The organism is Leptospira mayottensis 200901116, assembly GCF_000306675.2.
In the GTDB taxonomy this organism is placed as follows: Bacteria; Spirochaetota; Leptospiria; order Leptospirales; family Leptospiraceae; genus Leptospira; species Leptospira mayottensis.
In genome coordinates, this window is record NZ_CP024871.1 from 1,290,458 (window position 1) to 1,311,271 (window position 20,814).

13 protein-coding genes and 3 pseudogenes are annotated in these 20,814 nt (G+C 40.0%); 11 read left to right on the forward strand and 5 right to left on the reverse strand.

Going from position 1 to position 20,814, the window contains the following annotated elements:
- Positions 1 to 6 precede the first annotated feature (6 nt).
- Genes cysT through LEP1GSC190_RS05755 form a run of 3 tightly spaced genes read left to right on the forward strand, consistent with a single transcriptional unit; the run spans position 7 to position 2,750 of the window.
- Entirely contained in the window at positions 7 to 843 is an 837-nt protein-coding gene (gene cysT / locus LEP1GSC190_RS05745) for a sulfate ABC transporter permease subunit CysT (RefSeq protein ID WP_002760759.1), read from the forward strand.
- A complete protein-coding gene (gene cysW / locus LEP1GSC190_RS05750; RefSeq protein WP_002760627.1) occupies positions 840 to 1,679 on the forward strand; it encodes a sulfate ABC transporter permease subunit CysW in 840 nt (279 codons plus the stop codon). Before cysT ends, cysW begins: the two co-directional genes overlap by 4 nt.
- On the forward strand, positions 1,680 to 2,750 hold the full coding sequence (locus LEP1GSC190_RS05755; protein ID WP_002760631.1) for a sulfate/molybdate ABC transporter ATP-binding protein: 1,071 nt from the start codon (positions 1,680 to 1,682) through the stop codon (positions 2,748 to 2,750).
- 556 nt (positions 2,751 to 3,306) lie between these two features.
- On the opposite strand, the gene LEP1GSC190_RS05760 is transcribed toward LEP1GSC190_RS05755, so the two are convergent.
- Positions 3,307 to 4,701 carry an OmpP1/FadL family transporter gene (locus LEP1GSC190_RS05760; protein ID WP_051066322.1) on the reverse strand — a complete coding sequence of 465 codons (1,395 nt, stop codon included), beginning with the start codon at positions 4,699 to 4,701 and terminating at the stop codon, positions 3,307 to 3,309.
- Between the two features lie 97 nt (positions 4,702 to 4,798).
- Here LEP1GSC190_RS05760 and LEP1GSC190_RS05765 point away from each other — a divergent pair, with 97 nt between their 5' ends.
- The 5 genes and pseudogenes from LEP1GSC190_RS05765 to LEP1GSC190_RS20720 all read left to right on the forward strand — a co-directional run bounded on the left by LEP1GSC190_RS05765 (position 4,799) and on the right by LEP1GSC190_RS20720 (position 13,106).
- Complete coding sequence (locus LEP1GSC190_RS05765; protein ID WP_004280925.1) at positions 4,799 to 5,917, forward strand: oxygenase MpaB family protein; 1,119 nt, start codon at positions 4,799 to 4,801, stop codon at positions 5,915 to 5,917.
- Between the two features lie 3 nt (positions 5,918 to 5,920).
- Complete coding sequence (locus tag LEP1GSC190_RS05770; RefSeq protein WP_002760777.1) at positions 5,921 to 6,586, forward strand: transmembrane-type terpene cyclase; 666 nt, start codon at positions 5,921 to 5,923, stop codon at positions 6,584 to 6,586.
- Between the two features lie 3 nt (positions 6,587 to 6,589).
- Complete coding sequence (locus tag LEP1GSC190_RS05775) at positions 6,590 to 11,872, forward strand: trifunctional serine/threonine-protein kinase/ATP-binding protein/SpoIIE family protein phosphatase (RefSeq protein ID WP_004280052.1); 5,283 nt, start codon at positions 6,590 to 6,592, stop codon at positions 11,870 to 11,872.
- A gap of 254 nt (positions 11,873 to 12,126) precedes the next feature.
- Positions 12,127 to 12,771 carry a pyridoxamine 5'-phosphate oxidase gene (pdxH, locus tag LEP1GSC190_RS05780; RefSeq protein WP_002760624.1) on the forward strand — a complete coding sequence of 215 codons (645 nt, stop codon included), beginning with the start codon at positions 12,127 to 12,129 and terminating at the stop codon, positions 12,769 to 12,771.
- A gap of 128 nt (positions 12,772 to 12,899) precedes the next feature.
- Positions 12,900 to 13,106: pseudogene (locus LEP1GSC190_RS20720) on the forward strand (antitoxin).
- A gap of 320 nt (positions 13,107 to 13,426) precedes the next feature.
- Here the strand turns inward: LEP1GSC190_RS20720 and LEP1GSC190_RS20165 are convergent.
- Both LEP1GSC190_RS20165 and LEP1GSC190_RS05795 read right to left on the reverse strand, forming a co-directional pair.
- Positions 13,427 to 13,564, reverse strand: a pseudogene (locus LEP1GSC190_RS20165) (WGR domain-containing protein); the annotation flags it as partial.
- Between the two features lie 118 nt (positions 13,565 to 13,682).
- The gene (locus LEP1GSC190_RS05795; protein WP_002760842.1) at positions 13,683 to 14,087 is read right to left on the reverse strand and encodes a hypothetical protein; all 405 of its coding nucleotides are present in this window, start codon (positions 14,085 to 14,087) and stop codon (positions 13,683 to 13,685) included.
- 132 nt (positions 14,088 to 14,219) lie between these two features.
- Here LEP1GSC190_RS05795 and LEP1GSC190_RS05800 point away from each other — a divergent pair, with 132 nt between their 5' ends.
- A complete protein-coding gene (locus LEP1GSC190_RS05800) occupies positions 14,220 to 16,202 on the forward strand; it encodes an acetoacetate--CoA ligase (RefSeq protein ID WP_004280582.1) in 1,983 nt (660 codons plus the stop codon).
- 80 nt (positions 16,203 to 16,282) lie between these two features.
- Positions 16,283 to 17,302, forward strand: coding sequence for a substrate-binding periplasmic protein (locus tag LEP1GSC190_RS05805; RefSeq protein ID WP_002760799.1), 1,020 nt, complete (start codon positions 16,283 to 16,285; stop codon positions 17,300 to 17,302).
- 72 nt (positions 17,303 to 17,374) lie between these two features.
- Here the strand turns inward: LEP1GSC190_RS05805 and LEP1GSC190_RS05810 are convergent.
- Both LEP1GSC190_RS05810 and LEP1GSC190_RS05815 read right to left on the reverse strand, forming a co-directional pair.
- A pseudogene (locus tag LEP1GSC190_RS05810) lies at positions 17,375 to 17,818 on the reverse strand (transglycosylase SLT domain-containing protein).
- 129 nt (positions 17,819 to 17,947) lie between these two features.
- The gene (locus tag LEP1GSC190_RS05815; RefSeq protein ID WP_004280284.1) at positions 17,948 to 19,069 is read right to left on the reverse strand and encodes an MBL fold metallo-hydrolase; all 1,122 of its coding nucleotides are present in this window, start codon (positions 19,067 to 19,069) and stop codon (positions 17,948 to 17,950) included.
- A gap of 211 nt (positions 19,070 to 19,280) precedes the next feature.
- On the opposite strand from LEP1GSC190_RS05815, the gene LEP1GSC190_RS05820 reads away from it, so the two are divergent.
- Entirely contained in the window at positions 19,281 to 20,780 is a 1,500-nt protein-coding gene (locus LEP1GSC190_RS05820; protein WP_002760618.1) for a hypothetical protein, read from the forward strand.
- The last annotated feature ends 34 nt before the right edge of the window (positions 20,781 to 20,814 follow it).

A 20,814-nucleotide genomic window follows, 5' to 3' on the forward strand; every position in this document is an offset into this window, starting at 1 on the left:
AAAATCGTGTCTACTTTAAATTTTAGGACCAAGCCCTACGGAAAAACCGCTTTCGGTATTACGTTAGGTGTTACGATCACATACCTAAGTTTGATTGTCATCATTCCGTTGGGCGCTCTTTTTCTGAAAAGTTCCGGGATCGGTTGGGAAGGTTTTTGGAAACTTCTTACCCATGAGAGAATTTTAGCCGCCCTTTACTTAAGTTTCGGAGCTGGAGCCGTTGCGGCGATCATCAATCTGTTCATCGGATTTTTGTTCGCATGGGTTTTGGTCCGTTATCGTTTTCCCGGAAAATCCTTGCTCGACTCTCTTGTGGATCTTCCTTTTACATTACCGACCGCAGTTGCCGGAATCGCGCTCACTGCAATTTATGCTCCGAACGGAGTCATCGGAAAACTTTTCGAACCTTACGGAATCAAGATCGCATATACTCCGGTCGGAATCGTGATCGCCCTCGTATTCATAGGTTTTCCTTTTGTCGTAAGAACGGTTCAACCCGTTTTGGAGGAATTTCCGAAAGAACTTGAAGAATCCGCGTATTGTTTAGGTGCCAATCGTTGGCAGATTTTTAGAAAAGTGATTTTTCCGGAACTCTTTCCTTCGCTCGTTACGGGAGCTGCAATGGCATTTGCGAGAGGAATCGGAGAATACGGTTCTGTCGTTTTCATTTCGGGAAACCTTCCGGGTAAAACGGAAATTCTACCTTTGCTCATCGTCACGAAGTTAGAACAATACGAATACGAGGAGGCAACCGGAATCGCGTTCGTCATGCTCGTAATCTCTTTTAGTATATTATTGTGTATTAATATTATTCAGACGATTGCCGCAAGGAGAAAGGGATGAGACAGGAATCTTTACTCGTTCGAAGTATTCTTATCGGAGCGGTCTTTTTTCTGACCGGATTGATTTTGATCCTTCCTATCTATACGGTCTTTCACGAGGCGTTTTCGAAAGGCTTTCGAGCTTACTTGGAAGGAATTCAGGAGCCCGATACCGTGTCTGCTCTCAAGCTGACTCTTTTGGTGGTTTCGATTGCGGTGCCTTTGAATACGGTCTTCGGAATTGTTTCCGCATTTTCATTGACCCGTTTCGAATTTCCAGGAAAGAGTTGGCTTCTTACGATCATAGATTCTCCGTTTTCCGTTTCCCCCGTGATCTCCGGTTTGATCTTCATTCTTCTTTTCGGAAGACAAGGTTGGTTTGGGCCTTGGTTAGAAAAAATGGACATCAAAATCGTGTTCAACATTCCGGGGCTTGTTATCGCGACCGTTTTTATCACCCTTCCTTTCGTTTCGAGAGAACTCATTCCCTTACTCGATTCGACCGGAATTGAAGAAGAGGAGGCGGGACTTCTTTTAGGAGCTTCCCCGACCAAAGTGTTCTTTAAAATCGTAACGCCCGGAATCAAATACGGGTTGTTATACGGAATCATTCTTTGCAACGCAAGAGCGATGGGGGAATTCGGGGCCGTCTCCGTTCTTTCCGGTCATATCCGAGGACAAACAAACACATTGCCTTTACAGATTGAAGTTCTCTACAATGAATACAATTCGGTGGCCGCTTTTTCCGCGGCCTCTCTTCTCGTTTTTTTATCTTTAGTCACCCTAGTTGCAAAACAGATCTTGGAAAGTAAAATCAAAATTACCAGAAAAGAAGAATTGCTTCAAGAGGAGGTATAGATGGGTATCGAAGTTAAGAATCTAGTAAAACGATTCCAAAATTTTACCGCTATCAATCGTCTTTCTTTGGAAGTTCCCGCGGGAGAGTTGGTCGCTTTACTTGGTCCTTCTGGTTCCGGTAAAACTACTTTACTTAGAATTATCGCGGGACTTGAGGACGCGGACGAAGGCCAGGTGATCTTTGAAGGTCTGGAAGTCAGTAAAAAAAATGCAAAAGATAGGGGTGTGGGTTTCGTATTCCAACACTACGCGCTTTTTAGACACATGACGATTTTTGAAAATATCTCTTTCGGTCTTGAGGTAAGAAAAAGATCAGAAAGACCGAGTAAAGAAGCGATCCGAGACAAGGTGATGAGTCTTTTAAAGCTCGTTCAACTTGAAAATTTTCACAACCGTTATCCTTCCGAACTTTCCGGAGGTCAAAGACAAAGGATCGCGCTCGCTAGAGCGTTGGCGATAGAACCTCGTTTTTTATTGTTAGACGAACCGTTCGGAGCTCTGGATGCAAAAGTCAGAAAGGAGCTGAGGAACTGGCTCAGGCGCCTTCACGACGAAATTCATATCACGAGTGTCTTTGTAACCCACGACCAGGAAGAGGCGTTGGAGGTTTCGGATAAGGTGGTCATTTTAAATTCCGGCAAGATTGAACAGGTCGGAACTCCGGACGAAGTTTACAATCATCCTAAAAATTCTTTCGTGTTTCACTTTTTAGGCGATGTGAATCTCTTTCACGGTAGAGTGCAAGGTGGTCAAACGCAGCTCGGAGAAATTAAGGTGGACACTCCCGAACATTCCGAAATTGAAAGCGCGTCCGCAGTCGGTTATGTACGTCCTTACGACGTGGAAATTTTGAGAGCACCTATCGAAGCTCAAACGATTCCCGCGGAAATTCAATATATTCACTCAACCGGTAGAACCGTAAAGATCGATCTAAAACGTTTGGATACGGGTTCGATCCTGGAATCACAACTCAATTCTTCGGAGTTCCAATCTCTCAACTTGCTTCCCGGCGAGACGGTACATATCCGTTTCAAAAAGGTAAAGGTTTACGTTGAAGATTACACGATCTAATCGGTTTTGGTCGAAAGGACTGAATTTTTTTCCTAGGAAAATAACATAACACATAACGTGAACTCGGCGTAAGGAAATAAGAAAGAATTTTATAAAAATAAAAGTTCCTGCAACTTTAGAATTTGTTAATAAAATCGTGATTTGCGGTAGTTTCCACATTCTAAGAATAGATTTACAAAGTTTATATTCCAACTTGTTTCAGAAAAATGGATTTCTTGCGCCTAACTCATGTTAAGGTAGGGTTTGCGTTTTTTTACAAAGAGCTTGTCTAAAACTATCGAGCTTAAACGATAATAAAGTCTGTTTCTGTTTGAAAGTCTATAACATTAAGAGGGTGGTAATCTGCGGGAACTCCTACGTTTTATTACGAATTGACTCAACGAAATTGTAACTGATTTCTCTTCAGGTTTTGAGACAGGCTCAAAACCTATTGTGGTTCTAAGCGAATATATTTTTTCGATTTCTTACTTCGAAACTCACATTCAAAAAAGATCTTTTCGAAACGGAAACGAAAGGTTACGATAAGTCCTTTATAAATTTACTCGGGACTTTTCTTTCAATCAAATCGGTAGGAAGCTCCGAGTAAGATCGCAGGTACATCCGATTGCAAAGACTGGGAATAATTTAGAACTCGAATATCGTTCGGACCGAACACTGAATGCAATACCGCCCAATCGTTTCCTTGATTTGCGATTATTTTTCTGGAGAACAAATAATTAACCGCTAGGTCGATGCTCCATTTGTCTAAAAGAAAACTGATCCCCAGAGTCGAGAGTTGTTGAACCATGATGCCGGCCTGTAAGGCGCTTATCCCTTCCGATCTCACTACCCCTGTGTTGTAACGGTAACCTCCTCTGTACACAAAAAAATCCGTTTTGTATTCAAGACCGATTGCAGCGGCCCAGGAATCGTGATAGGCGATATTTTGAGAGATCGTATTTGTCTTTCCGAAAAAGGTCGGAAACCAAGGGTCTTCCAATGTCTGTTTAAACGTTTGATTGTAGGAATTGTAATTGTAATAAAGAAAATCCAGACCGACCCGTAAGTATTCTCCACCGAAGGAAAAACCGAGCCCGTGTTTTTCGGGGAGATTAAAAGTGGCGGATACTCCTGTCCTTCTATAATGATTTGCGTCATTGATTCCTATTTGCATTCCTCCATCCAAAGGAAGGATATTTCTGGCCTGATAAGAATACGCAATCCGAAGTTGCTCTGTGAATGTATAAGAAAGTCCGAATATAGCCCCCATAGAATACGCGTTCCGACTCCTATAATCGAAACCCTGACCCGGAATTTCCAGAGTATGAGTGATATCATAAAGTTTTTGATAAGCGATTTGTTTGGAATAGATCGTTTCGATTCCAAGACCCACTGAAAGATTTCCGAGCCGATACGCGAGCGCGTTCGTCATCTTTACGACATAAAAAGTGGTCGACAGATCTTCTTTGATTTTTCTTGAGTCCCCAATCGGTCCCGGAATATCCAAACCGGACCAATCTCTCAGAGATTGGCCGTTGGGAGTCACTCTGAGAATTCCATTTACATGGCCGCTTCCCCCTCCTGGAACATAAATCCCCGCTCCGTAGTTCAATCGATCCGTGATCGGAATGTTCAGGCCGAAGTAGGGCAAGGGCGCAAGAATATTATAATTTTGAGAATTACTATACGTGGTTTCCAGATTCGTATCCGTAAGTTGATCCGTATATTTGGAGCGAATGTAGGGAAGGCCGATTCCGAATTCAAGACCGCCTTTTTGACTTCGTGTGAGATTTGCGGGATTGGTCGCTACGTCCATCGGAGAACCGCCGATTGCAAGATTGACTCCCGCCATTCCAGCGTATCGGGTGTTGTGGGAGGGTTGGAAGATTCCCACGCCTAACAAAGGACTTACAAATACGATCAGAAGTGAAATTTTAAAGCCGAACAAAGAAGGGAGTTTATATTTTTGCATCGGTAAACTCTTTTCAGATTTAGAATTCTGAAAAGTTATTTTTCTTTTCACATTTCGGAGGTTTCGTAAACTTTGTGACTCGAATGGGGAACGTTGAATGCAAAACTTTACAAAATATAGATCCGTAACCGACGTTTATGCGGACCAGGTCATTCAGGATTATTTTCAATCCGACGAAAAAGAAAAACTGAAAAGTTTAGTTTTATTCAATATACTAACGCAAAACTTCGGGCCTATACCGTCGTCGTTTCCTTCTTACTTTAAGGAATACTTTGAAAAGACGAATGTGCTTCCCGAATGGACCGATTTTAAGAAGATCCGGATTGCGGAACAGATCTTCGCTACGTATGGACCTCAGATCCTTATGATTCTTTGCTGTAAATCTTTACCAATGGCATATACTTGCGGCAACGGAGCAGAGGTTCTTGTTCATACGGGAAGACTCGTGGAAGAGAACGGTTCCACACAAAAAGTATTTAGAAGACTGATGGAAACGACACAGTTCGTCGTATCCGTTTTACAGGAAGGAGGACTTTCCAACGGAGGAGAGGGAATTCGAGTCGCACAAAAAATAAGGCTCATGCACGCGTCGATTCGTCATTTTATAATCGAATCGGGAAGATGGAAAGAGGAATGGGGCAAACCTATCAATCAACAAGACATGGCGGGCACCTTACAATCCTTTTCGAGTTTGATTTTGGAAGGGCTTGTGCTTTCCGGAATTACGTTAAGCGAAGAGGAAAAAAATTCGTACATTCACCTGTGGAAAGTTGTGGGACATATTTTAGGAGTGATTCCCGAATTGTCTCCGGACAATTACGAAAATTCTTATGCACTCGGACTCTCTATCTTTCAAGATCAAAGAAAAGAATCTGAGGCCGGAAAAATTCTCGCAAAATCACTTTTGGATTTTATGGAATATATGCTGCCTGGAAACCTATTGGACGGAATACCGTTGTATTTCCTTCAAAACTATTTGGGGAAAGAAAACTGCGAGATTCTGGGACTTCCTTGGAAAGAGAAGGAAGTGTTAGGTGGGATCATAGAAAAAATCATGTTGGACTTTGATGAAACCTTAAGTGAAAACGATCATTTCCAAAGGCTCGTCTCTCATTTTTCATCAAAGCTTATCTTAGGAATGGACAACTTCTATTACAAAGATAAAAAGGCAAAATTCGAAATTCCGCCTTCTCTGAAGGGAAACTGGGGAGTGTAGTTAATGGGATTCTGGGAAAAGTTCCTAACTGATCCTTATTATCTGGGAAGGTTTACTCTTCTTGAAAATATCTTTTTATTTTCGGGAGTGATCTTATGGGCGTACGTTTACTTCGCATTGATCGTGGACTCGAATCGTAAACAATTCGTAGAGATGCCAGTTTTCATCGCTTGCGGTAATATCGTCTGGGAATTTCTCTGGGGTTTTGTCATTCAAGAGGACATGGGGATCGTTTTGAATTGGGGTTATAAGATCGCGTTCCTTTTGGACGTTCTGATCTTTTACAACATATATAGATTCGGTCAAAAACAGTTCAAAATTTCCATTAGTATATCAGAATATAGATTTTTACTCCTGGTCTTACTACTTTCTTGGGGAGCCTTGATCTATACTTATTATGTCAATCGTTACGACCTATTTACCGGGTCCAATTCCGCATATATTCTGAACCTATTCATTTCGGGTATGTATCCGGTTTTGTTTCTTTCGATGAATGATAACAGGTTATTTTCCTATCCGGTCGCATGGTGTAAATTTTTAGGAACTGTATTCTTTACGTTATTTTTGTTTCTCTATTTCCCGAAAGAATATTTCGTTTTATGTTTGGGTGTATTGGTTTTTATAGCGGATGCGTATTACGTTTATTTATTTGCAAAGACTAGAAAATAAAAAATGTCAATTCGAACGGATCTGACCACCTTTCAAACGAACGAAATCCTACTACAAGATCACGTTTCTACGGTTTACAGAGGGATCTTAAAGGGGGAATCGGAAACAAAAATTCTTAGAATTCAGAAAGAAAAAACTAAAAAAGAAGATTCTTTCTACTTTTTAAACGAGTATGAGATTGGAAAGCTGATTTCCGATGACCATATCTTAAAGCCCGAACGTATATTAAGGATTCAAGATAAATACTGCCTCGTCTATGAAAATCTGGAAAGTGTTCTTCTGTCGGATTATATATCTGAGGTCGGTTCGTTAGCCGTAGAAGAATGTCTTCAAATTGCACTTTCGGTCACGGAAAATGTGGTTCATTTACATTCGCAGGGGGTTCTTCACAATCAGATTGGTCCTAATTCCTTTTTTTACGATGTTGGTACGAAAACCTCCGTTCTTGCTTGGCTCGGCTCCTCTTCTTTACTTATAGGAGAAAAAGGAAATCTTGCCCCTTTACAAATTTCATCCACGTTACTCGCTTATTGTTCGCCGGAACGAACGGGAAAGCTCAATCGCTCCGTGGATTTTCGATCGGACGGCTATTCCATCGGGGCTTTGTTCTATTGGCTTTTGACCGGTAAGCCTCCTTTTGAATCCGACGATCCGTTGGAAATCATACATTCCCACATCGCCCGCGTTCCCGTTCCGGTATCCGAAAAAAGAAAAGAAATTCCGGTTCCGATCTCAAGCCTCGTGATGAAATTACTTTCCAAAATGCCCGAGGAAAGATATTTCTCGTTGGAAACTTTACTCTGCGATTTGCGGATTCTTTACGATTCCATTCGGTCTCAAAGAAGCATTCTAGAATTTATTCCCGGTTTTACCGAAAAAAAGGATAAGTTCCGAATCTCCGAAAAGTTGTACGGAAGGGACAAGGAAAGGGAAATCATAGAGGAAGCGATTTCTTCCGTTTATTCCGGAGTAAAAGCATCCATTCTGATCAAGGGAAAGTCGGGAACCGGAAAAACTTCCTTGATTCAGGACGCGATTCTTTCTAAAGAATTAAATACATTACGAAGTTTTAAAGGAAAGTTCGAGGAAGATAAAAAGGGGATTCCTTATTTTGCTCTCAGGCAGGTTTTAGTCGAATTATCCAATCATCTTTTAACCCAATCCGAATACGAAATCCAGTCCTTTCGAAAGAAAATTCAGGAGAAACTCGGAGGTAATATTCAACTTTTGGCCCAACTTATACCTGAGATCGAAAATCTGACAGAAATTTTTCCCGTTCCGTCGGAACATCAGAGTCAAAAGGACGACCAATTTTTATTCATCGTAATCCTAAGATTTTTATCCGTTTGTTTCAACAGACGTAATCCCGCATTACTTATATTAGACGATATTCAATGGGCCGATCCTGCGTCCCTTGCTCTCATCGAGTTCATATCCAAACAGACCGAATGGGAAGGAATGTTGTTCGTATTTATTTCTAGGAACGAGGAAGAATATTCCGATTTCTTAAACTCTTTTCGGGAAAGTATTTTGAATTCGGAAATTCTTCTTCAAGAGATTTCTTTGAATCCTCTTGATCAAACTATGATTCGAAGTTATGTGATGGATAGTTTGGATTTGAAAGAGGAAGACTCGGAAAAACTCACCGAAATTCTTTATCAAAAAACAAACGGGAATCCATTTTTTCTCAATCAGTTTTTCAATACGCTTTATACGGAATCCTTTATACGATATCAGAAGAGTTCGGGGATTTGGAGTCTGGATTGGGATCAGATTATCAAAAAAACCGTGACCGAAAACGTTTTGGATCTTCTCACAGAAGAGATTACGAGACTTCCGGAGGATACACAAAAATTTCTAAAGGTAGCGGCGTGTGTGGGAAATCTTTTTGATTTGGGAATTTTGTACCGGTATTTTCAAGATACTCCGGAGATCGTCGAAACTGGAATTAGGGAATGTATCAAACAAGGAATCATCATATATCAGGAATCACAGGTAAGCCTTTATCCGGTTTTACAAATATTAAAAAAAGGGAATACGGAAGAACTGGATAAGAATAGGGTTTTCGAAGGAATCACGTTTCGTTTTTCTCATGATAAGATCAATCAGGTGATTGGGGAATCGATCGCACCGGACCAAAGAGTTGAAATTCATAAAAACCTCGGCTGGCTTTTGATTGAATCGGATCGACTTTCTTCCAAACAAGAACGGATTCCGGAGATTGCAAACCACCTGATCAAATCCCAAAAAATTCTAAGTTCTAAAGAAGAAATCGAGATCTTCAACCATTATATCATTCTCGCAGGAAATTCGGCCAAACTTGCCGCGGCGTTTAACACCGCCTATAACCTTTTCGCTCTTCTGAGAAAAAAGATCACAGAAGAATCTTGGAAGGATAGAAAGGAGCAATGCGTTCAAATTTATAAGTCTTTTGCAGAGTCCGCATATTTCCTTTCTAAAACCCTCGAAGCGGAGGATGCGGTTCAAGTTTTGCTTTCTCGATTGCAAGATCGGATCGAAATCGTCGACGTTTATCTCATGCAATTGGAAGTGATGAACGCAAAGAACGATCTTGAAGGAGCCTACAAAGTCGGTTTAAAAGCACTTCAGTCTTTGGACGTAGGATTTCCGGAAAAACCAGGAATCATAGTTCTTATCTTCGAATTCCTAAAGATGATTTACTATCAAAGAGGTAGGAGTCCGGAACAATTGCGGGAAGCGAAAAAAAATCAAGATCCTTATAAAATAGAAACCATCAACATCCTTACGAATATGTTGAATTACGGAAAACATTCCGACGGTAAGTTGTTCGTATTCCTGTTTTTAAAATTGATGAACATCACTCTAAAGGAGGGAAATTCTCCGGTAAGTTTTTTCGGTTATGCCGGATTCGGTTCTCTTCTTTTCGTGGTGACTGGAAATTTTAAAACCACACTTCGATACTGGGATCTCGGCGAATATATCATTCAGATTTTCAATGCGGATCGCGTTCGTGGTAGATATCTGTTCGGAAAGAATATGCTCCTCGATTTCTATAGGCACCCTTTTTCCAAATTGGTCTTACTTGCGGACGAGGCGTACGAAAAAAGTATACAATACGGAGATTATCTTTGGGCCGCGTTTTCTTTGATCTCGCATTCTATTTATCATCTGTATTCTTCGGATACATCCGAATCGTATCATGAAACTCTAATTAAAGACGCAAAGCGGGGGGAGCAACTAGGTTATGAGACCGTTTATATAGTTGTCGCGAGTTCTGATTTTTTAATCCGAAGTCTGGGAAATCCTTCCAAGCAAAACGTGGTTTATAGGGATCGGGAGATATCCGCGGAAATTTTCGAACAGGAAGTTCTAGTGCCGAATGCAAATGGAACTGCAAACGCTTGGTATGCGGTCCTGAGAGGAAAGGAAACTTATCTTAGCGGGGAATGGAAAGAAGGATTGGGAATTTTCGAGAAATTTGCAAACGATCTAGAAAGGTCCAGAACGATTTTTATATATTCCGAATACAGATTCTATAAATCTCTTCACTTGATTCGCTCTAGCGAATCGAAAAGGAGGCTAAGTTGGTCGGAATTATTCTTTATCAAAAGATCAATCTCCTTGTTCAAAGTTTGGTCGAAAACTTTTCCCAATAATTTTCAATCTTACTATTATATTCTAAAAGCGGAATATAATAGATATAAAAAGGATTTTGCTAAGGCGGAGATGTTCTACGAACTGGCACTATCTTCTCTTCAGGAAAACGAAGGTAATCTTAGAAAAGCGATCGTTCACGAACACGCGGGTGTATGGGAACTTGAAAGGGGGAGAAAACATTACGCAAATTATCTTTTAAAGGTTTCGGAAAGACAATATAGAACCTGGGGCGCTGCCGTGAAGGCGAATCAAATTCAGGCGATGAGGCAGCACGAGGAGGATGTGGGAATCCTTCTCCGTATGAGAGAAGAAGCTCTTTGGGATACGATCCTGAAGTCCGCCGAAAAACTGGATTTTAGAAGCGTTTTAAAGTCTTCTCAATCCATTTCTGAAATTATAGAGCAAGACGAACTTCTAAAGAAATTAATGCGAACAATCATGGAAAACGCAGGAGCGACTCGAGGATTTCTGATACTTCCCAGAAAAGACGGTTTGTATGTGGAAACGGGACAGGATATCGAAAGAGAGGATATCCTTCCTAAATCTCTGATTTTGGACTACGCTACGGAGTTGCTACCGATTGAAATCGTCTATTATTGTTATCGTTCGGGACAAAGAATACTTCTAAACAATACTTCCTCTAAAGAGTCTCCGCATTCTTTGAATTCTTATATCGGAACGAAACAACCGAAATCTCTTCTTTGTCTGCCTATCACGAAACAAGGAAGAATTTTGAGTGTTCTTTATCTGGAAAACAGACTCACTTATGACGTATTCGACGAACGTAAGTTGGAAATCCTTGAAATCTTATCTTCACAAGCTGCAATTTCATTAGAAAATGCTAAACTATATGAAGATATCACAAGTTTAAACGCCGAGCTGGAAAAGAAGGTGGAACTTCGTACACAAGAGCTGATGCAATCTTTGGAGATTATACGGAAAGATCTTCTGTATTCCAAAAAGATCCAACGTAGTATTTTACCGGAACATCCGGTTCTTTCGGGAATTTTTTATTCGGTTTCTTACCAACCTATGGACGAGGTCGGAGGGGATTTTTACGATCTTTTCGAAATTCGTCCCGGAGTTTACAGATTTTTCGTGGCGGATGCGACAGGACACGGAGTTCAGGCCGCTTTAATTACTATGGCAATCAAGAGCGAATATGAACATCTAAAAAAGATCCAGAAAAATCCTTCTTCTCTATTAGGAGAATTGAATGCAGTTATTCTTGAAAAATTTAAAACATTGTATCTCACCTGCGTCGTCGCGGACATAAATGTAAAGAATCATACTTTGGAGTATTCGTCCGCGGGCCATCCGCCTCAGATCCTTTTGAGAGAAGGAAAGACGGATCTCTTTCATAAAACCGGGGCGATTCTCGGACTTAAGAAAGACTTTGTATATTATACCGAAAAAGTAAAATTAAAATCGGGCGACCGAATTTATTTTTTTACGGACGGGATTTACGAACAATTTAATGCGACTAAAAACGAATTCGGCGAAGCGAGGTTTTTAAGTTCGATTGTTTTATCCTCTTCTTTGAATCCCGAAGATCAAATTTCCAAAGTTCAAAAAGACTTAAATCTATTCCTGCAAGGAGAGCCGATACAGGACGATTTGACTCTTATCGTTGTCGAAGTTGTATAAAGTTGACCTTAAAAAAGCTCGTATTTGAATTTTGGGAATTGGAATTTAGAAAAATTTTCGTTCGGAAAAAGTTTAAAGTATAAACTCTGAACTTGAATCTGAAAAATTTTGAGATTGTGAAAAGTTTTTTCGAGATTTGTTATATAAGTAAGTACGAGCTTTTGTAGACAAGATCGAATTCCTAAAAACGAAAGAGATAATTTAAATTTTTTCTTTTACTTTAAAGCTGTTCCTATTTTTTGAATTCAACCGATATGAACTCTAAAATTTCAGAAATTAGAAAGAATTACAGTTTATCTTCTTTGGATATAAAAGATATCGGAGACGATCCGATTTCATTTTTTCAAAAATGGTTTGAGGAAGCCGTATTGTCGGAAGTTTTGGAAGTTAATGCAATGACTCTTGCTACGGCGACTAAGGAAGGAAAACCGGACGCAAGAATCGTTCTTCTCAAGGGAATCCTGAAAGACTCGTTCGTCTTTTATACAAATTACGAAAGTAAGAAAGGACGGGAACTGGAAGAGAATCCGAGGGCTTGTCTTGTTTTCTTTTGGCCCGAGTTGGAACGTCAGGTACGAATTGAAGGAAGCGTAAAGAAGGTTTCTAGAGAAGAATCAAACGTGTACTTTCATTCCAGACCTAGAGGATCCCAGATCGGTGCGGTTGTCTCTCCTCAGAGTTACGAAATTCCGAATCGTAAATTTTTAGAAGAACGTTTTGAAGAATTTTCGAAACTATATGAAGGTAAGGAAGTGGATCTTCCGAATCATTGGGGAGGTTATGAGGTTCATCCTAACCGAATCGAATTTTGGCAAGGACGTTCCAGCCGTTTGCACGATAGAATTGTGTTTGAGAAAGATACGGATTCTTCTTGGAAAAAATTCAGAGTTGCTCCATAAGATTCGATTTGAAATCGGAGTCTGTACTAAAATCTTAAGGCGTGGGAACTCCTACAAAAATTGAACAACGGAAAAGAACTGTTTGAAAATACGTAAATTATCCAAGAAGAAAAAGTTTAGAATCATCAATTGAGCGAAATGAATGGAAACCGGTCGGTAATAAAGTTTAATATTTAAAAAAATTCAAATATACCGTCAAGAATACCCTATTAAAGATAAAAGAATAGATATCAGAATTGCAAGGAAAGATATTCAATTATTAAAAATCAAGGCATTGGGTTTCTTCTCAGACTTTGGTTTCAAGTATATTGCATCAGTATGTAATTGGTAAATGAATAGAACGGTAAACATAACCCGCCTAACTCCGGTTTTCCGTTTCGTTCATCCGGCTTGTAGAGCTGTTGTTTGAGTCGTTATCTTTGGTAGGTTGTTGTGGGTGCTGACAAAGTTGTTATCTGCATATCTTTTGAATCATTGTACAACAAGTTTGTTTTCTCCTGAATAAAAACACTTTTGGCATTTTGTACAATTACTTTTAAGAGCGACGGATGTATCAGCGAAATATTTGAAATGGTTCAATAAAGCTGGAAATTTTTGGAGTCAACAATTGATTGCCATTTTTGCAAACAGTCGGATGGATATAAAATGTTTTTCCTCCCTTTTTCATATTCTCATTCAGTAATTTCTCCGCTTCTTTCGAACATTTCTCTTTTGTATTAAAAGTTTTGGTTTGAGAGATTCCGGTTACAGTAAAGGATTTTCCAGATATTTCAATATTCCGGAATTCGTCAGATGTAGGTAAGGTAGTGTTTTTTAAAATTTCATTTCAGCTAATTATTTGGCAGTAAAATTAAAGTTTGTTTCACGTTTTTTATGATCCGATAAAATCCCAAAACGGATTTGAGACAAGTTCAAACCCAAAGATTTAAAAGGTAAAGAATCAAAACGATTGCAAAACCGAGACTGAAAAAAAAGCCTATTTTTACAGGTTGTGTGTGAGTCCGATATCCCGAGAGAAAAATGTGAAGAGATAAAAATCCGACTGCGATTGTTTCCGCAATTAAGGTTGCTATCACCGGAGGCTGGGAACCGAAGAGTAAAATCAGAATCGCAGGAAGAAATCCCAAGAAACTCATAAAAGCTCCTGTAGTGATCCACATCATTAAGATCAAACGAGATTGTCTTTCTTCTCTGAATTGAAAGAAGCCAACTGCACCTCCTACGATCAATTGGTGAATCAAACCGTGCAGAGTATAAATGATTCCGGACGTGATAAGGATGATTTCGGCGAAATGGATGTGTTCGAATGAGTTCAATGGAGATTCTCGTTTTCGGATTTATTTTTCTAAATATATCCGGAGTGTTCCGTTCCTCAATCAAAATTCATGTTGACCCGACCTTTTAAAAAAATGTAATAGAGAACGAAAAAAACGGAATCGAGTTTTTACATGCATCAACAATTATGGGCGCCTTCCATCGCTCGGATCGAATCTTCCAATTTAAGCCGATATCAAAAGTTTCTCAGGGAAAGGAAAGACCTTCATTTTTCTTCGTACGAAGAACTCAGGGCTTGGTCTGTAAAGGATGTCGGAGTTTTTTGGGAAAGCATCTGGGAGTTTTCCGAAATCGTTCATTCTAAAAAGTACGAAACCCCCTATCGGGCCGGACGGAGTTTTACGGATTCTCGATTTTTTTTGGGAGCCAAGCTCAATTTTGCGGAGAATCTACTCCGAAGGACTGACTCTTATCCAGCTTTGATTTATAGAGGAGAAGACGGTTCCAGAAGAGAAATCAGCTATTCAGAGTTACGCTCTTATGTGGGAGCTCTCACAAAGGATCTGAAAAAAAGGGGGGTGATGCCTGGGGATAGAATCGTGGGGCTGATGCCGAATGTTCCCGAAACCGTAATTGCAATGCTTGCAACAACTTCCATCGGAGCGATTTGGAGCTCTTGTTCACCGGATTTTGGAGTCAAGGGAGTGTTGGATCGATTTGGGCAGATTATCCCCAAGGTTCTGTTTACCACGGATCGATATGCGTTTAAGGGAAAGGATTTATCTCTTGCGGAGAATCTGACTCAAATTCTTGCGTCCATTTCTTCACTCGAAGCGGTGATCGTATCGGACTACAAAAAAGGAATTCTGCATTTTAAAAACCAGACGGACACGGAACTTCCGGAAGACTATCCTAAAAAGAATATTCATTTTTTGGAAACTATTCTTCGGGAAAATCAAGGAGCCGAACCGGAATTTCATCAAATTGATTTTGATCATCCGGTGTACATCATGTATTCATCCGGAACAACCGGACTTCCGAAATGTATGGTGCAGGGAGTGGGTGTGCTGATCAATCATTGGAAGGAATTGGTACTCCACTGTGATCTCAAAGCCGGGGAAAGAATTTTTTATTATACGACATGCGGCTGGATGATGTGGAACTGGCTTGTAAGTTCCTTATCCGTAGGCGCGACAGTCGTTTTATTCGATGGAAATCCTTTTCATCCCGGGCCGGAAATTTTATTTCGTATCGCTTCTGAAGAGAAGGCCGATGTCTTTGGAGTGGGAGCGAAATACATTCTTACTTTAGAAAAGTCGGGCTTTCAGCCGAAGGATTTCGACCTTTCGTCGATGAGGGCTGTGTTGTCTACTGGCTCTCCTTTGACTGAAGCGGGTTTTCGATACGTATATCAAAATTGGAAAAAGGATCTTCAACTTTCTTCGATTTCAGGAGGAACCGATCTCAACGGTTGTTTCGCGTTGGGGAATCCCGTTTTTCCCGTTTACGAAGGAGAGATACAGTCCAGAGGTCTTGGGATGGATGTAGAGGTCTGGAATGAATCCGGAAAATCTGTGGTTGAAGAAAAGGGAGAACTTGTTTGCAAACAACCTTTTCCTTCCATGCCTCTTTATTTCTGGAAAGATCCTGAAGGAAAAAAATACGAGTCCGCATATTTTGAATCCTTTCCCGGAGTTTGGTGTCATGGGGACTTTGTGGAACTTAAGAAAAACGGCGGTCTTGTCGTTTATGGAAGATCGGATGCTACTCTTAATCCGGGTGGAGTGAGAATTGGAACCGCCGATCTTTACAGTCTGATTGAAACTTTTTCTGAAGTCGCTGATTCCGTCATTATAGGTCAAGATTGGAAGGAAGACGTAAGGATTGTTTTGTTTCTAAAGATGGCTCCCGGAAAAAAATTAGACGATTCTCTCATTCAAACCTTGAAAAAAGAAATTAAGGAAAAAATTTCTCCTAGACATGTACCTTCTAAAATCCTTGCGATTGCGGATATTCCATATACGATCAATATGAAAAAAGTGGAGATTGCTGTCAAAAGAACTGTTCAAGGCGAATCCGTAACGAATAAAGAAGCCCTTAGTAATCCGGAAAGTTTAGAATATTATAAAAATCTTTCAGAACTCGGAGAAGATTAGAGCTACTTTTGGGCTTGAGTTTAAAGTGATTTAGGCTGAATTTTGTTCGGCGGGGTTTTTTGTATGAGAGGATTACTATAATGGGTCAATGGAGATTTTCTGAAGATCTATTCGAAAACAAAACTCCCCGATCATATATCCGATGGGTTTTAGTTGCGTTTTTAAGCACCGTAAACCGTATTAAAAATTCTATAAGAGGAATTCCGATAAAACCTTTTCTTTTCGTTTTTTTAGGGATCCTTTGCAATATAAACGAGGTGGGATATTTTGGGGTGGAGGAAAACACATTCAGATTTTACAATTTATCCAGGCTCAAAGAAATTTTGGAAAAGGGGGAATTGAAAGTCACTGGTGATTCCTCCTACGAGCCCTTTTATATTGTAAACGCAAAGGAGGGTTATCCGGGTTTTGATTACGAGTTAGGAAAGGCCTATGCGGATTTTCTCGGAGTAAAATATAGATTCGTTTCTTATCAGGAATTTAATGAATTCGCGGACGCAATCAAAAAAAAGGAAGCGGATATTGCGTTATCCGGAATATCAAGTAATCTTGAAAGATCTAAAAAAGTAAAATTCAGTAAGGCGTATTTGGTCGCAACTCCCGCCGCATTGATTCGAAAATCCGCGCTTCCTCCTCCTCCAGAAGGAAACATTATCACGACTCAGAATTTCAGAAGTATCCTTGATTTAGCGGATGTGAACGGAGTTACGTTTGCGGTTAGATCTTTTTCTAATCGCCACGAATATCTTCTGAAAAAATTCAAGAACAATCGTATTTTTACTTATAGAGATACCCTTGCCGCTTGGGAAGCGGTTAAGAATGGAACGGCAAATTGTTTAGTTGCGGATTCTTTCTATATCAAAGGGCTTTTACTTAAGGACAAATCGATCTCTTCCAACTTCCGACCCCTTCTTGAGCTTGTACAAAGGGAAGATATCAGCGCGGCGTTTCCGTACGGAGATATAGTGTTTATTAGAAATTTTGAATTCTTTCTTGAGGAATTGGAGCGATCCGGGACCCTTCGGGAATTAGAGGATAAATATTTCAATAAGTCGGATTGGGTTCCTGAAACGCCGATCCATAGAGAGCGGCAGCCTTGAGTTCACGCTGATCCATAAGCGTTACAGTGAAGCGACGGCTCTTTAAAGAATTCAATAATCGTAATTTTTCTCTTAAGTTTCAAATAAATGGGATTGGTTGGAAAGAATGATTTTGTTGTATTCGACCACACTGGGTCGGTGAGGAGGCCTTAGATTCAACGAATCATTCAAATAAGAAACTCCAAGGTAGATATTGACTTCTGGTTTGTGGGGATCGTTCAGGTTGATTTTCCAACCTTTTTTTGTTAGGAAAACAGCTTGGGTTGTAGGCATAATTTGCATAAACCCCGAATGTTCTTGGGTGAACGGGCCGTTGCTTTGGACTGGGATTCTAGATGGATGAGACTGATTAGTAGATACTTTGTTTGTGTTGGACCTATATTCATTGGGAGGTTTTTGGAGTGATGAATGGTTGCTATTTTGATAGATTCTTTATCTCCAAAAGTTTTTCTTTTGGTTGAATACTCCCGCAAGTGGTGCTAAAAGCGACTGGAAACCGGAAGGTGAGAGAAAAATTAAATATGAGAACTTCTATATTTTTAGCTTTAGAAACCGGGTTCTATCTTCGTAAATATGGAACTCCTACCTAAAGAAAAATTTTTCTAATTTTCTTACACCGAATTCGCATTCATGTAGGCGTCGTCACTAACGGACTTTCTCCCACCAGGCTTCGGAGACAAAGGCCGTTCCTCCGACGACAACTTCTCCCGGTTTTGGAGTGACTAAGTCGATTTGGTATTGTTTTGCGGATTTCACGGTTCGTAGAATCGGTTCGTCCCAGTGATGAATTGCCAGATTGAATGTTCCCCAATGAATCGGAAGCATTCTTTTGGCTTTCAGGTCGAGATGTGCCTGAACGGCCTTTTCTGGATTCATATGAATTCCTTCCCAAGTAATATCGTAGGCACCGACTTTAATCGAAGTTAAGTCGAAGGGACCGAGACGTTTGCCGATTTCCGCAAAATGGGGAGAATAACCGGTGTCCCCACTATGAAAGAATTTATTTTTAGGACCGATGATGCTCCAGGAGGCCCAAAGAGTGGATTTGCCGTTTAAGAGTCCTCTTCCGGAATAGTGAACCGCAGGCGTGCAGACGATCTCAACTTTACCTACATTTCCCTTTTCCCACCAATCCAACTCGATGATTTGGTTTTCGGGAATTCCCCAATGTTCTAAGTGAGCGCCGATTCCCAAGGGGACAAAATATTTCGTTCCCTTGGAAGCCAGGTATTTGGTGGTATCCATATCCAGATGGTCGTAATGATCATGTGAAATTACAACCGCGTCGATTGAAGGAAGGTTCTCCAGGGAAATCGGAGGTGGGAAAAATCTTTCCGGACCTACATTCTTAAATGGAGAAACCTTATTTGAAAACACCGGGTCCGTGAGAATTCTTACTTCGTCGATTTCGACCAAAACGGAAGCATGACCAAGCCAAATCGTTCTTAATCCTGGAGCTGCGTTTGGAGAAAAACTTTTCGGATAGATCACCGGAATCGAAGAGGGAGGGGTTCTTTGTTCGTTTCCGAAAAGTTGTCTCCAGATGATATTTGTATAAGTTCCAGAAACAATATTGGGAACAAAGGGATCATTTTCGAATTTTCCATCTTTGTACATTTTAGAGGTCCGCATTCTTTCGAGTCGTTTTCCTTCCGGAGTTCCTCCGAAAGAACTGAGACAGCTTGTCTGTAAAATGACTAAAATGAAAGTTCCCAAAAAAAGAATCAAAGATAAGAAAGAAATTTTTTGAATTCGGCTTCCGAACATACAATTTACTCCTAAAATCGAAGTTATACTATCTTTGCGAATTTGAGCAATGGGAATTCATCATTCTGAAGGAAATTCGATCAGAAAGAAATTTGCACAATCCTAAAAAGACTACTGCGTCTTTTTCCTACGATATAACGAAAGCATTTAAATTGACTTTAACCCACACCAAACGGGAATAGTAAGATCTCTCAAAAGCAATATAAAAATTATGGAAACGAATCTTAATTATCTTAAACGTTGGCAACAGATCATAAATGCGACCGATTTTTCTAAAGCATTAACTCTGCATTTTACGTATCTTGCGGATAGTCCCGGATACGATCGATTGCTGGAGTCGATTATGCAGAAAGTTTTAAGCGTTCGGATTGAAGAGGATACTTTTCAAGTTTTGTTTCAGAATAATTTTCTATTGAAGGCAAGTGCGCCCGTTTCCTCCGAAGAAGTCACAACATGGCCGGAAAGTTTTCAAAAATTAGTTGGCGTCCATCAGTTGATTGAATTTGGAGATTCTAATGACCAAAATGCCAATAGGGATTTTATATTAGGGGATCATGGTTCCTTTTTAGATGAATTTATAGGCGAAGAAGAATTTGAAAACGCCAAAAGCCCGTTGATTGATGGACAATCGGATTGGTGGATATATCATCCGCAGGAAAAAAATGAACAGAATCAACCGATGCTTTACTTTGTTTCTCACGAAAGCGGCAAAGTAAAAGAAAGCTTTCCACATAATGTCGGTTCTTTGTTTCTTAAACGACTGGCGGATCGATTAAAGATAGACTCTTCTCCGAAATCGAAAGAAAATTATTTTAATAAACTTACATTCTTGAGAAAAATAACTCTACCCTTTTCTATCCTCAAAGCTGAAAGCATAGGAGAAAATAAAATTGGAGCGATTCTAAGTCAAGATGATCAAAAATTCTTCTGTATTTTAGATACTTCTAATATAGAGGATCTCAAACTCGTTGGAAAAACTGAATTTCCGAGTTCAAAAAATAGTTTTAACATGAAAATTTCAGGATCGAAGGCGATCCTTTTTAACCGAATGACGAGTCTTTTTAATCCTTTTGTTTGGATAGACTTGAGCGATCTCAGTTCTCCGAAAGTCGGAGGTGTCATTGATGAAAAAGGGACGGAGGTCGCGGCGATTCATCAAGACCAGGTCGTCTATAAGGCTGCACAATTGTTCCGACAGGATCTTTCAACGGGAGAAAAAAAACCGTTTAAATCAATCATTCGCGCGAAGGAACTTGCAATTGACGAAAATTTTATCGTCGTGCAGAATCAGGAAGAGGTACAGGTCTTAAACCTTCAGTACGATTTGATCAGTCAAGGGAAGGTAGATTCTGGGTATCCCAAAAGTATTCTTTTTTCGGAATTCAGATTGATAGTTTGTTTGGATGATTCTTTACAGATTCTCAGCTTTATAAACAAAAAGATTCAAAAACAAAAGCTTCCTTATCTCAAAGGTCATTCTTGTAGGCAACCTCATTTCATTTCCGGAAATTCGTTTTGGTTTCTTACAAGTGCCGGCAAGGATCAATACAATTTAGTGCGTTTAAATCTGGAACGTGAAGAGAGCAAAATTACGATTTTACCTTTGCCTAACCATTTAGAATACGATGAATCGGCGATTGAAATCGTTTTGAACGAATTGAGAATCTATTTAAGTAACCAATGTTTTATTTATACTTTAGAAAGTGTTTGAATTTTCAAAAGTAAAAACCGAAATTTTTTAAAGA